The organism is Spirosoma utsteinense, from assembly GCF_014282275.1.
Classification (GTDB): domain Bacteria; phylum Bacteroidota; class Bacteroidia; order Cytophagales; family Spirosomataceae; genus Spirosoma; species Spirosoma utsteinense.
In genome coordinates this window covers 48,068-61,167 of the sequence record NZ_VFIA01000030.1, presented here as the reverse complement: position 1 = coordinate 61,167, position 13,100 = coordinate 48,068, and the positions used below count along the sequence as shown (strand labels likewise).

Genomic DNA, 13,100 nt, shown 5'->3' with positions numbered 1-13,100 from the left:
TGGGTCGTAAGGAGATACCTGGTAATGTTGGGCCTTCCCTTTACGACTCCTTTTTCTACGACTTGTGACAGTACGACTAGTTAGTCCATATGCTTCTTATCGACACCCACGCTCATATTTACGATTCTCAGTTCGGCGACGAAACGGCGGCTATGCTGGACCGGGCTAATGCGCAGCAGATCAGCCAGATCTGGATGCCCAACTGCGCCCGGGAGACCATTTCGGGGATGATGGCCCTCGCCGACCAGTACCCTGACCGCTGCCTGCCGATGATGGGCCTTCATCCAGCCTATGTCAACGAAACGGTGGAGGCTGAGTTGGCTGCGGTAGAAGACCAGCTGAATCGTCATGCGTTTATGGCAGTTGGCGAGATCGGGCTGGATTTTTACTGGGACATGACCTATGTGGATCAGCAGTTTATGGCGTTTGAGACGCAGCTGCGGTGGGCCGCCGGGCAAAAGCTGCCGGTATCGATGCACACCCGCTCCGGCAACGATCGGAACGCGTTTGCCGAAGCCGCCGACCTGATCGAAAAACTGGCGTTACCAGATCTGACCGGTATTTTTCACTGTTTCGTCGGCACGCTGGATGAAGCCAGACGCGCTATCGACATGGGCTTTAAGCTGGGTATCGGGGGTGTGGCAACGTTTAAAAACGGTGGGTTGGATAAGGTTCTGCCGCATATTGGCCTGGATCATATCGTCCTGGAAACCGATGCGCCTTACCTGGCACCGGTGCCCTACCGGGGGAAGCGTAACGAACCGGCCTACCTGCGAATCATAGCCCAGCATGTTGCCGATCTCAACCAGATCCACGTCGATGATGTAGCGCGCCATACGACGGCCAACGCGTTATCGCTCCTGCCGGTTCTGTATGCCAACCTCCTGCCGGAGTCGTGAATAACAGGAAGATAAGGTGGAATCGGGTTTGACCGGGCTGGCAGAAATAGCATCTGCCAACACACTCGTCGCTCCTTTGTCCGCTCCCCGGCAGGACGGCGAGCGTAGGGTGACAAACCCGCTGGATTGGGCGCAATGGAAGGTTATTCGCATCTTTGGGCCATGACTTACACAACAGTACGCCTGAATTCATTACCAGAAACGAATCGGGAAAAGAAAGAATCCATACGCCGGTCAGTGCTGGTTATCTACACGGGTGGTACATTCGGAATGGTCTATGACCCCCTGGCCGACCAGCTTATTCCCTTCGATTTCGAACGCGTCTCCGAACGCCTGCCCGAACTGCGTGGACTCGATTTCGATATTACGCTGCTCACGCTACCTGCCATCATCGACTCGTCGAATATGAAACCGGCGGTATGGGTCGAACTGGCACAGTTGATCGAGACCCATTACGACCGGTATGACAGTTTCGTGATCCTCCATGGGACCGATACGATGGCGTATACGGCTTCGGCGCTGAGTTTTATGCTGGACGGACTGAGCAAGCCGGTGCTACTGACCGGGGCCCAGTTACCCATCGGTGCCGCCCGAACCGACGCCCGGGCTAATTTCATTACCGCCCTGGAAATTGCTGCCGCAGTGGATGCTGCCCCAGTGGATGCTGCCCCAGTGGACGCTGCCGGCCAGAGAAGATCCTGGCAACCGATTGTATCGGAGGTATGTGTTTATTTCAATTCACTGTTGCTGCGCGGCAACCGGTCTACGAAGCAGGAGAGTGTACAGTTCAACGCCTTTGCCTCGGAAAACTACCCGCATCTGGCTACGGCGGGTGTCAGCATCGATTATAACCGACCTTATATCCGGCCATATCAACCCGATCGGCCTTTACGGATACGAACAAATCTTACCCCCGACGTTACGATCCTGAAGTTGTTTCCCGGTATTACCCAGCCCGTTGTCGAGTCGATTCTGGGCATACCTGCGTTGCGGGGCGTGGTACTCGAAACTTTTGGTGCGGGTAATGCGCCCACCGACGACTGGTTTCTGAAGGCGCTTAAGACTGCCATTGACCGGGGCGTATTGATGATCAATGTGTCGCAGTGTGAAGGGGGGCGCGTAACGCAGGGGCGGTATCAAACCAGCAAACAACTACAGAAAATCGGGGTAGTGAACGGAGCGGACATCACTACCGAGGCTGCCATTACCAAATTAATGGTCCTGCTCGGTCAGGAGCCTGACCGCAGTCCGGCAGCTATGGCCCGGCTGCGGACCCTTCTGGCCCAGCCAATTAGTGGCGAAATGAGCGAGTAGTTGGGGTATCGTGGCCTGTAACCGGGCAGGATGATTAAATTTTTTGCTGCACAGTTCTTGCGTCATCCAGTCTAATCCTGCATCTTTGCACTCCGAAAGACACAGAGAGCTGCCAGAGTGGTCGAATGGGTCTGATTCGAAATCAGAAGTAGTCGCAAGGCTACCGGGGGTTCGAATCCCTCGCTCTCTGCCGGAAGTCAGCACCGTTGGTCGCTGACTTCGTTTTTAGAGAGGTGTCCGAGTGGTTTAAGGAGCACGCCTGGAAAGTGTGTATGCGGGCAACCGTATCGAGAGTTCGAATCTCTTCCTCTCTGCATAAAGAAAGTGCACTGCGTTGTTAATCAATGTAGTGCACTTTCTTTTTTGAAACGTCTTCCATTAAAGGCTGACTGATGATAAGGCGATACGTTTCAACAATAGTATTCAGACTATTGCCAGTCAGGCGGGCACTTTCAGGCATAGATCGATCTTGGCAAGTGTCTGTCAATCAGTATACAGAAGAAGCGGGTAGTTGTTCCGCCATCGAAAAGGCAGACCGGTAGGTAGTCTCAAGGCGGGGGAGCCCAGCTTTTTTCCCCTGCACCGAAAGCGCCTGGTGAAGGCCGATCAACGACCAGCCATTACCCGGATTCTCCGCTAGATCCTGCCGGTAGACCGCTTCGGCTTCCGGTACTTTATTCATCCTGAGCAAATAAGCCCCTAAATACTGTCTGGCCGGTAGGGGCCAGTCGCTGGGCTCGGTATAGATCAGTTGATCTTCAAGTTCAATCGCCTGCCGGAGGCTGGCCACGGCCTGCTCAGCCTTTTTGTCGGCAAAAAGCAGGTTAGCTTCCAGGATATGATCGGCAATCCGGGCTACGGGCAGTGGCGCATTGAAGGGGATGCGTCGCCTGGTAAGAATCGGGTCATTCATCCGATTGCGAAGTTCCTGACTTTCTTTCTGTGCCTCTTCGAGTTGGCCTGTGGCCACCAGCGCCATGCCCCGGGCAAAATGGTCCAGCACACTGGCGTAGGCCCAGGCAGGATTGGGTTTCTCCGTGGACAGGATCTCTTTCCATTTGCCCAGCCTGACCAGCGTCAGGGAGGGCATCATGTACAGATACTGGTCATAGGGATTCTGAGGGGTTGGCGAAACCGATTGACGGCAGCGGAGGGCGTCCTGTAGACCGGTCTTGTACATGCCACCGGTCAGGGCGCAGTACGTTTGCACGGCAAAATAATGAGGTGAATGTTTCACCAGACCCAGATGAGCCACTAATGAATCATACCTGATCAGATTGTCGTCTGCCTGATCGTTCACGCTGACACCCTGCGCAAAAAGCCCATTACGCTGGTAGGCATGACTCGCCATATGCACCATATGGGCCACCCCCGGCAGCTGGATTTTTAGTCTCTCCGCGTTTGCCAATGCCACTTCCGGTTGATTGGATGCTTCCGTTAAATGAATTAAATAATGGAGGGCAGCCGGATGATTCGGGTAGTTGGTGAGTACGTTTTGGGTTAGCGATACAACCTCCTGCGTCCAGGCTTTCGGCTTCCCCTCCGGCGTCCAGAAATCCCAGGCGTGGATCAGCATGATGGCATCCACGTATAACATGGTCAAGTCCGGGTCGTCAAACTCGGTCATCAGTTGTCGGCTAGCCGCAGCATAGGCTAAATTAAGCGACGGGCGACCAGTATCAGCCGGATCGGCCGAGTAGCGGGTATTCATCACCTGGATCAGCTTTTTTTCTATCGGACTGGCGACGTTCGCCAGTTCGTTCATCCGGGCCAGTACCGTAGGCATATCGCCGGAAACGGTGTACGTATGAGCCGCATTATAATAGGGACCTCCGGCCAGCGCCTGGCCCCACCAGGCCATCGGGCAGGCAGGATCCAGCCGCGCCACCTCTTTAAAGGAAGCCATGGCTTCTTTCATATGGTAGCTGTAATACATCACCAGACCCTGATCGAAGTAAAACTGAGCGCTATCGTTTCGGGTAGAAATCGGATACGAGTAGTTACCCCAACCCGGTAAGGCTACGATGAATTTACCGTTCGACATTGGGTTGATACGACCTTCAGCCGTAGCTCCGCAAAGGGCTATGGAGTTGGTGGGTTCTGGATTGGAATCATAGGCGGTGGTCAGCCTGCAGAAAGCCGTTATGAGCAGAGACAGTGTCAGGATAAGTAAACCAGATTTCATAGCTGTATCGTGTGAGGATTAGTGACGCATCAGATAGCCTGTTGAGGGGCTGATGCAGTTGCCGCTGATCAATAAACAGGTAGCCCTATACCTTGTCGTCATCCATTTTACGTAAATCCTCCTTAATGGCTTCTTTACTGGTTACTGAGAGAGGACCCCTGCCGATGCAACTGTAATAGATGCGACCCGCCCGCAAGGCCGCTCGTTTGCTACCGGCCCTGAGGGCCCGTTGATAGCGGTCATACAGGGTCTCTTCCCGTCCACCTTTGCCCCCGCGTATGATCAGGTAGGTGATAACAGCGAGCAAAATAAGAATTCCACCAATTAAACTGCTTAATAGACTCATAGGCTTGATAGGTTAAAAAAAGTAGACCCGTATACGCGTTGACCTGGGTCAGGCCACCGGGTGCCTTCCAGCGGGTCTTTAGTAAGAAACTTGTCCTTAAATCTTCAGGTGTTGTCGCTATCCTGACCGTATACTAAACAGTGGGTAGATAGAGGTAGGTTGCTTTATAATGACAAGGTAGGCAAGGATACTCCTTTTAAAGAGTCTGCTAGCGAATTTATCAGGGCCACACACCTGATAAACGAATGAGCTGCAAGTCTGCGGTCAGCAAACGGCTGCCTACGTTTTTGATAATCAGGTAATAAGCACGTAAGCGATACTTTTTAAGAATGCATTCCAGGCGTTGATCGTTAATGCTGACAAAAGTCCCGCCAGCGATTGTTGACCGGGCTTTTGTGTTTTATCGGCTGATTTACGCGTGCTTTGTAAACAAGCTTTTGCTGGACCCGGGGGCGTAACACGTTCCAAACTCAACCCTTAAACGCATATGTGGCAGGAACTCGATAATCAACTAACCCGCGATTTTACCTTTGCTGATTTCAGTGAAGCGTTCGCCTTTATGACCCGTGTGGCGCTGGCAGCCGAAAAAATGGACCATCACCCGTGGTGGTCGAACGTCTACAACCAGGTTACCATCAAACTGTCGACCCATGACGCGGGCAATGTGGTAACAGAAAAAGACCGCGCCCTGGCAGGGATCATCGATAAACTAGCTGGGTTGAAGTCGTGATAGTCGTAGAAGTCGTATTAGTCGTAGAAGTCGTAAGTCGTAGAAGTCATAAGTCGTAGAAGTCATAAGGGGCTGGCGCACGAGTGTTGATGCGTCAGCCCCTTACGACTTCTACGACTTACGACTTCTACGACTAATACGACTTCTACGACTCATTTTGCCCTTATCTTGCGGCATGAAACTTTACCTTGTGCCGACACCCATCGGCAACCTCGACGATATTACGCTCCGGGCTATTAAGATTCTACAAAGTGTGGATGCCATTCTGGCCGAAGATACCCGCACGTCGGGGGTGTTGCTTCGCCATCTGGCTATCAGCAAGCCGCTTCATAGCTATCATATTTTTAACGAGCATCAGACCGTTCAACGCATTGTCGATCAGATCAAGGGCGGTAAAACGCTGGCGCTCATCTCCGATGCCGGGACACCGGGCATATCGGACCCGGGGTTTTTGCTGGTGCGGGCCTGTATCCAGCACGACATACCGGTCGAGTGCCTGCCCGGGCCAACAGCCTTTGTGCCGGCTTTGGTCAACTCGGGTCTACCCAACGACCGCTTTACCTTTGAAGGGTTTTTGCCGCATAAGAAAGGGCGGCAGACCCGGCTGGCTGAGTTGGCCGGGGAGGAACGGACCATGATCTTTTACGAATCGCCCCACCGGCTGCTGAAAACGCTCGGGCAGTTTGCCGACACGTTCGGGCCCGACCGACCGGCCAGCGTCTCGCGTGAACTGACGAAGCTATTCGAGGAAAACCGGCGCGGCCCCTTGTCTGAACTTATTACGTACTTTGGCGAGAAAACGATAAAAGGTGAACTGGTTGTCTGCGTTCAGGGAAGAGAAGCGGTCAAGGGAAAGGCTAAACGGGTGTATGATACAGAACGCGATGAAACGGAGGATGAAGATGAATAAGAGCCAGAGAAGCACCCGTCTGGTTTGCCGGTGGCTGATGGTATGGCTGGTCGCCATGAGCGGCTTTCCGCCTGCCGTCGCCCAAACCCTGTCGCCATCGTCACGCGTCAGCCTGATTACCTACGGGCCTGGAGATGATGATATCTCGTCGGCATTCGGGCATACAGAAATACGCATCATCGATCCTGTACTGGGTATCGACCGGGATTATAGTTACGGTGGCTTTGACTACAAGGCCGACTATTTTATCCTGAAGTTCATGCGGGGTACGCTCCCTTATTTTCTGTCGGTTCACAACTTGTACCAGGTCGTTTACTACTACCAGCAGACGAACCGGAGCATACGGGAACAGCAGTTGAACCTGTCGCCAGCGCAACGGCAGCGGCTTTTTGCCGCACTGGAAGAAAACTACCTGCCCCAGAACCGGGAGTATCGGTACCAGTTTTACTACGATAACTGCGCCACCCGCCCCCGCGACATGATTGCCGTAGCCTGTGGCGACAGCCTGACGATTCCATCCCGGGATCGTATGACCGGCAAATCGTACCGCGACTGGATGAACGACTACCTGAATGAACGGCCCTGGTATCAGCTGGGGATGAACCTTGCCATTGGCTGGCCAGCCAACGAGCAGACCGATGGCTGGCGGGCTATGTACCTCCCCGATCAGGTTCATGACCAGTTCAGCCATGCTACCGTACGTCAGGCGAATGGACAATTGATTCCATTGGTACAGAGCGACCAGACCTTGTTTGCGGCTCAGAAGATTCTCCGCCAGCAACTGCCGCTGTTTTTCGATCCCGATGTCGTCTTTGCCATAGCCGGTATTATCATCGCGGTATTTACCATCCGGCGGTACATGAAAAAGGGCAAAGTTGACCGGTGGCTCGACCGGTTGTTATTTAGCCTTTGCGGATTTATGGGCTGGTTTCTGGTGTTGCTTTGGGCCATCAGAGATGATGGCGTAACCGGCTGGAACCCCACACTCCTGATCCTGCTGCCCTGGCACCTGCCACTGATATTCTGGGCGACCCGGTCGACTACCACCAGCCGGCGTCGGACGATGTACTTTGGGATCACAGCCTTGCTGCTGATCATAAGCCTGTTCCTGTCAGACATACCGGGGGGCGTAGATGTATTGTTTCCCCTGACGCTGCTGGTGCGCTGCATCGTGAATATGCAGCCTGCCTGGCGCGGTCGGCAAACGCTCATGCGGGTTGTACCTGAATCCTGACCGGTTATAAGCCCGGGTAAATATGCTTTGACTGGATGTAGACTAAATCGCTACGTTATACTCCATGAAAAGATGTTTGATTCCGGGCCTGTTACTGATTTGGGTTAACACCGCACTGGCTCAACCGGTTGAGCGACTCGTCAAAGTCGTCATTACCCCTAATCATGCCAACTGGCTCTACAAGGTTGGTGAACCAGTTAAATTTGCGGTGTCGGTTTACCGCAACAACGTGCTGCTGAAGAACGCCCGACTACGGTATGAGGTCGAACTGGAAAAAATGGAGCCGATGAAGAAGGAAACCGTTGTCAGTAAAGATGGTACTCTGGCCGTTGACGGAGGTACCCTTCGGACGGCGGGATTCCTGCGCTGCGTCGTCACCGCCGAGGTAGACGGCAAAGAATACCGGGGGCTGACAACGGCGGGTTTCGAGCCGGAGACGATCAAACCCACGGTGGCCAACCCGACCGATTTCAACACATTCTGGGATAATGCCAAAGCCGATCTGGCGAAGGTGCCGATGGATGCCCGCATGACCTTACTGCCGGAACGGTGTACCGAGTTGACGAATGTGTATCAGCTTAACCTGCAAAACGTCAACAACTCCCGCTTTTACGGGATCTTGTGCATCCCGAAGAAGGAAGGAAAATATCCGGCAATTCTGCGGGTGCCCGGCGCTGGTGTCCGTCCCTACGGCGGTATGCTGGCCGAAGCCGAAAAAGGGTTTATTACGCTTGAAGTGGGTATCCACGGCGTTCCCGTTACGCTGGAGCCTGTTGTCTACGATAACCTCAGCCGGGGAGCCCTCAATGGCTATCCGGCAGCCAATCTGGACGACCGCGACCGCTATTATTATAAGCGGGTTTATCTGGGCTGCATTCGGGCGGTCGATTTTCTGGCGAGTATGCCTCAATATGATGGACAAAACCTGGCCGTGACGGGTGGTAGTCAGGGCGGAGCACTCAGTATCGTTACTGCCGGGCTGGACAAGCGGGTGAAATGGCTGGGTGCTTATTACCCGGCTTTGTGTGATGTCACGGGCTACCTCAACGGTCGGGCTGGCGGGTGGCCGCATTTATTTGCCGGCGACAATCTGGCGTATAACAATAAGCCAGACCGGATTAAAACGACGGGCTATTACGACGTAGTTAACTTTGCCCGCCTGGTTACCGTGCCCGGTTATTACTCATGGGGCTACAATGATGAAACGTGTCCGCCAACGTCCATGTATGCGGCTTATAACGTTATACCCGGCCCGAAAATGCTGGATACAGACTATCTGGAAACGGGGCACTGGACTTATCCCGAACAAACGGAGAAAATGACGACCTGGTTGCTGGCGCAACTGAAAGGGGGCAAATGAGGTCAATCAGCTTGTAACCTATTCCGGGCGCTTTCAGGGGAAACAGCAAGTGCTGATGTACTCAACGTAGCGGGACTACCGGCCTTGTGGGCTCAATAAATCACTGTAGCGCCAAGATGAGTGAAACGCAACCAACCCGCCCATTTTTTCGTAGATAGAGTATGAAACTTTTTGTAAACCCAGCGCTGGACGATACCCTTAAAAACGCATTCCAGCAGCGACTGCTGACGGACTTTGGCGCTCATTCGATCATCCCCGTATTTCGGCATGATTTGCCCGAATCGGAACAGCAGACCGCCTTCCGGTCGGCCGATCTATTGCTTGGAAATCCACCCCCGGCCTGGTTTACCCAGCCACCGCCCGCGCTGAGGTTCTGGCAGCTCGATTCGGCGGGTTTCGATGGGTATCAGGCCATCACGCTATCGGCGCAGGTGGCTAATATGGGCGATTACTTCGCCTGGCCTTGCGCAGAAACCATGGTTGCCGGTCTGCTGGCTTTTTACCGTCGTATACCCGAGCTAGCCCTGTTGCAGCATGAGCGCGAGTGGGTAGGCGCAGCGGTTCGAACCCGCACCGGTTTGCTGCGCCACAAACGGGTGGTTATTCTTGGCACCGGTACTATTGGACAAGCCCTGCGTCAGATGCTGACCGGCTTCGACTGCGTCGTAACGATGCTGGCCCGTACCGATCCGCAGGCGGAGCTTCACACGGCTGAGGAATTGCAGGCAGTATTACCGCAAACCGATATTGTCGTCAATTGTCTGCCCGGAACCGCCACCGGCTTTTTCTCTGCCGGGCTGATCTCGGCTATGCAGCCCGGAAGTATATACGCTAACGTTGGACGGGGCAGTACGACCGATGAACCGGCGCTGATTGCAGCCCTGGCATCGGGTCGGCTGGGTGGGGCCGTGCTGGATGTTACAGCTACGGAACCACTGCCCGCCGACAATCCGCTCTGGGCGTTACCCAATGTGGTGCTGACCCAGCATACCGGAGGAGGGCAGCCCGCTGAAGATGCCGGAAAGGTGACGCAGTTTTTGCGGAATCTGGCTTTGTTTGTGTCGGATAACCCATTGGAAAATGCCGTGGAACTGGGGCGGGGGTATTGACTGAACTGTTGACAGAGTGAGGTCATTGCCTCCTTCAGACTGCGTTGTTTCTGATCCTGTCTATGGGAACAAAAACCGCCAAACGAGCACTTCTTTCCCGTTTTTTTTGTATCTTTAAGGAACCGATCAGTAGTCAATACGGTCGGCTGACCCGCCAATTTTCCAACTGAAATAGTTCCGAAGCAATTCATGATGAACGACGAAAATCAGGAACCGATAGACGACGATCTCCAGCCATCGTCAGCAGATATACCTGCCGATGACCCGGAGTTCACCGACGCTATCCTACCCGATGAACAACCGATTGACACCGCTACGGAAGTCCTCCACGATCAGACGGTCGTTTCGGGCCTCTATCAGACGTATTTTCTCGATTACGCATCGTATGTTATCCTGGAACGGGCCGTACCGGCGGTTGAGGACGGGCTGAAACCCGTTCAGCGCCGGATTCTGCACGCCCTGCGCGAGATGGACGATGGGCGTTTCAATAAGGTGGCCAACGTAATTGGCCAGACGATGCAGTTCCACCCGCATGGTGATGCATCGATTGGCGAAGCGCTCGTTAATATTGGTCAGAAAGAGCTGCTGTTCGATACGCAGGGCAGCTGGGGCGATGTTCGTACCGGCGACGGGGCCGCGGCTCCGCGCTACATCGAAGTGCGCCTGTCGAAGTTTGCTCAGGATGCCGTTTACAATGATAAAACCACCGAATGGCAGTTGTCCTATGATGGGCGTAAGCGCGAACCTGTCACCCTGCCCGTAAAGTTTCCGTTGTTACTGGCGCAGGGGGTAGAAGGCATTGCCGTAGGCTTGTCGACAAAGATCCTGCCTCATAATTTCAATGAACTGATCGACGCGTCGATCAACTTGCTGAAGGATAAACCGGTGTCGCTTTTCCCCGATTTCCAGACAGGTGGTTTCATTGATGTCAGTAATTATAACGACGGCCACCGGGGCGGCAAAGTGCGGGTAAGAGCCCGGATTGAGGAAGTTGACAAGAAGGTGCTTGCCATTCGGGATGTTCCCTTTGGTATCACCACACCGCAACTGATCGAATCCATCGTGAAGGCGGCTGAACTGGGCAAGATCCGGATCAAGGCCCCCAGTCGGAACGTAGCCGCTGTGGTTGATAACACGGCAAAAGACGTAGAGATCCTGGTGCACTTGCAGCCGGGCGTCTCACCCGACGTTAGCATCGATGCGCTCTATGCATTTACAGACTGCGAAGTCAGCATTTCGCCCAACGCCTGCGTCATTATCGGCGACAAGCCACACTTTGTTAGTGTCACCGATATTCTGCGGGTCAATACCCACCAAACGGTGCAGCTGCTGCAACGCGAACTGGAGATTCGGCGTAGCGAGCTAATGGAGCGTCTGCTGTACAGTTCGCTGGAAAAGATCTTTATCGAGAACCGCATTTACCGCAAGATTGAGGAGTGTGAAACCTTCGAGGCCGTTATTGCCACCATCGATAAAGCGCTTAAGCCGCACCGGAAGCTGTTCTACCGCGAGATTACGGAAGATGATATTATTCGCCTGACCGAGATCAAGATCAAGCGGATATCAAAATACGATGGTTTTAAAGCCGATGAGCTGATGCGTCGGCTGGAGCAGGAATTAACAGAAACCGATGATAACCTGGCTAACATCACCCGCTACGCCATTGCCTACTACAAGGACCTCCAAAAGAAATATGGCAAGGGTCGGGAGCGCAAAACCGAAATCAGGGCTTTCAACACCATTGCCGCCAGTGTAGTAGCGGCTGCCAACCAGAAACTGTACGTGGACCGTGAGGGCGGCTTCATTGGGTATGGGTTGAAGAAAGACGAGTATGTGAGTGATTGTTCAGATATCGACGACATTATTGTCTTCCGACGCGATGGTAAATGTGTCGTATCGAAAGTACAGGATAAAGTTTTCGTTGGTAAGGATATTGTACACGTATCTGTCTTCAAGAAGAACGACGAACGAAAGATTTATAACCTGGTCTACCTGGATGGAAAATCAGGCATATCGATGGCCAAGCGTTTCCCGGTTACGGGTGTTACGCGCGATCGGGAGTATGATCTGACCATGGGTAATCCGAAATCGAAACTGACTTATTTCAGCGCTAATGACAACGGCGAAGCGGAAGTGATTACCGTAAACCTGACGGCTCAGAGTTCGGCTAAGATCAAACAGTTCGACTACGATTTTGCGTCGGTCGGTATAAAAAACCGATCAGCCCAGGGTAATATTCTGACCAAATACCCAGTTCGGAAAATTACCCAGAAAACAGGGGGTGTTTCAACCCTGGGTGGGGTCGATATCTGGTATGACGAACACCTTGGCCGGCTCAATCGGGATGAGCGGGGTAAATTGCTTGGCAATTTCGATGCAAAAGACAGTATATTGGTCGTTTATAAGGATGGACAGTATGAACTAACCGGATTTGACCTGACCAACCGTTTCGAGCCCAACGATGTTGCCATATTGATGAAGTTTGATCCTGAAACGGTCCTGTCGGCCATCTATTACGAAGCCAACCAAAAGGTGTGGTATGTAAAACGATTTAAGGTGGAGACCACCTCACTCGACAAGAAATTCAGTTTCATCGGCGATGGGAAAGGATCAAAATCACTGGCTATAACCGCCGACCGATACCCACGTATCGAGATTGTTCATCAGGTAAAAGACCGGGGACCATTGGAGAAGATGGTGCTGGAGCCAGAAGGATTTATCGAAATACGGGGGTGGAAAGCCTTGGGGAACAAATTACCTTTTGCCAAAGTAAAAGATGTCAAACTGTTGACGCCCAAGGCTGTTTCAGCAGGTTCGTCTGGTACGAATCCACTTTTGGAAACGGTGAAGGCCGCGTTTGCCGAAGAATCTGAGGCACTGGACGCAACGGATAATGACCCGACGGAGTCTATACAGTTAGGGCTGTTCTCTTAAGTAATCCCCGACGCCAATCATCTTTTGAGGTAATTAAGCTGGAGATGACCGGCAAGGGCAGGCAGAGGGTACAGTCTTC

Annotated in this window: 10 protein-coding genes and 2 tRNA genes; 10 read left to right on the top strand and 2 right to left on the bottom strand. The window is 53.2% G+C overall.

The genetic code is table 11. The features are described 5' to 3' along the window. Positions 1-89 precede the first annotated feature (89 nt). The 4 genes from FH603_RS20520 (at position 90) to FH603_RS20505 (ending at position 2,527) form a co-directional block, all read left to right on the top strand. Positions 90-899: a TatD family hydrolase gene (locus FH603_RS20520; protein WP_186739573.1), complete on the top strand. Its 810-nt coding sequence runs from the start codon at positions 90-92 to the stop codon at positions 897-899. A 162-nt stretch (positions 900-1,061) separates the two neighbouring features. Next, on the top strand, positions 1,062-2,213 hold the full coding sequence (locus FH603_RS20515) for an asparaginase (RefSeq protein ID WP_186739572.1): 1,152 nt from the start codon (positions 1,062-1,064) through the stop codon (positions 2,211-2,213). Between the two features lie 103 nt (positions 2,214-2,316). Continuing rightward, positions 2,317-2,403: transfer RNA gene (locus FH603_RS20510), tRNA-Ser, on the top strand. A 37-nt stretch (positions 2,404-2,440) separates the two neighbouring features. After that, positions 2,441-2,527, top strand: a tRNA-Ser gene (locus FH603_RS20505). A gap of 173 nt (positions 2,528-2,700) precedes the next feature. Here FH603_RS20505 and FH603_RS20500 read toward each other — a convergent pair. Together FH603_RS20500 and FH603_RS20495 are read right to left on the bottom strand one after the other, a co-directional pair. Then, positions 2,701-4,398: a hypothetical protein gene (locus FH603_RS20500; protein ID WP_186739571.1), complete on the bottom strand. Its 1,698-nt coding sequence runs from the start codon at positions 4,396-4,398 to the stop codon at positions 2,701-2,703. Between the two features lie 85 nt (positions 4,399-4,483). Further along, positions 4,484-4,744 (bottom strand): hypothetical protein, encoded by a 261-nt coding sequence (locus FH603_RS20495; RefSeq protein WP_186739570.1) that lies wholly within the window; start codon positions 4,742-4,744, stop codon positions 4,484-4,486. Positions 4,745-5,231: 487 nt separating this feature from the next. Between FH603_RS20495 and FH603_RS20490 the strand changes: the two genes are divergently transcribed. The 6 genes from FH603_RS20490 (at position 5,232) to FH603_RS20465 (ending at position 13,021) form a co-directional block, all read left to right on the top strand. After that, the gene (locus FH603_RS20490) at positions 5,232-5,474 is read left to right on the top strand and encodes a 4a-hydroxytetrahydrobiopterin dehydratase (RefSeq protein WP_186739569.1); all 243 of its coding nucleotides are present in this window, start codon (positions 5,232-5,234) and stop codon (positions 5,472-5,474) included. Between the two features lie 175 nt (positions 5,475-5,649). Then, positions 5,650-6,384 carry a 16S rRNA (cytidine(1402)-2'-O)-methyltransferase gene (rsmI, locus tag FH603_RS20485; RefSeq protein WP_186739568.1) on the top strand — a complete coding sequence of 245 codons (735 nt, stop codon included), beginning with the start codon at positions 5,650-5,652 and terminating at the stop codon, positions 6,382-6,384. A gap of 37 nt (positions 6,385-6,421) precedes the next feature. Further along, positions 6,422-7,618 carry an Lnb N-terminal periplasmic domain-containing protein gene (locus FH603_RS20480; RefSeq protein ID WP_186739589.1) on the top strand — a complete coding sequence of 399 codons (1,197 nt, stop codon included), beginning with the start codon at positions 6,422-6,424 and terminating at the stop codon, positions 7,616-7,618. A 64-nt stretch (positions 7,619-7,682) separates the two neighbouring features. Next, complete coding sequence (locus tag FH603_RS20475; protein WP_186739567.1) at positions 7,683-8,978, top strand: acetylxylan esterase; 1,296 nt, start codon at positions 7,683-7,685, stop codon at positions 8,976-8,978. 161 nt (positions 8,979-9,139) lie between these two features. Beyond that, positions 9,140-10,087: a D-2-hydroxyacid dehydrogenase gene (locus FH603_RS20470; protein WP_186739566.1), complete on the top strand. Its 948-nt coding sequence runs from the start codon at positions 9,140-9,142 to the stop codon at positions 10,085-10,087. A 189-nt stretch (positions 10,088-10,276) separates the two neighbouring features. Then, positions 10,277-13,021 carry a DNA gyrase/topoisomerase IV subunit A gene (locus tag FH603_RS20465; protein ID WP_186739565.1) on the top strand — a complete coding sequence of 915 codons (2,745 nt, stop codon included), beginning with the start codon at positions 10,277-10,279 and terminating at the stop codon, positions 13,019-13,021. Positions 13,022-13,100: the final 79 nt, after the last annotated feature.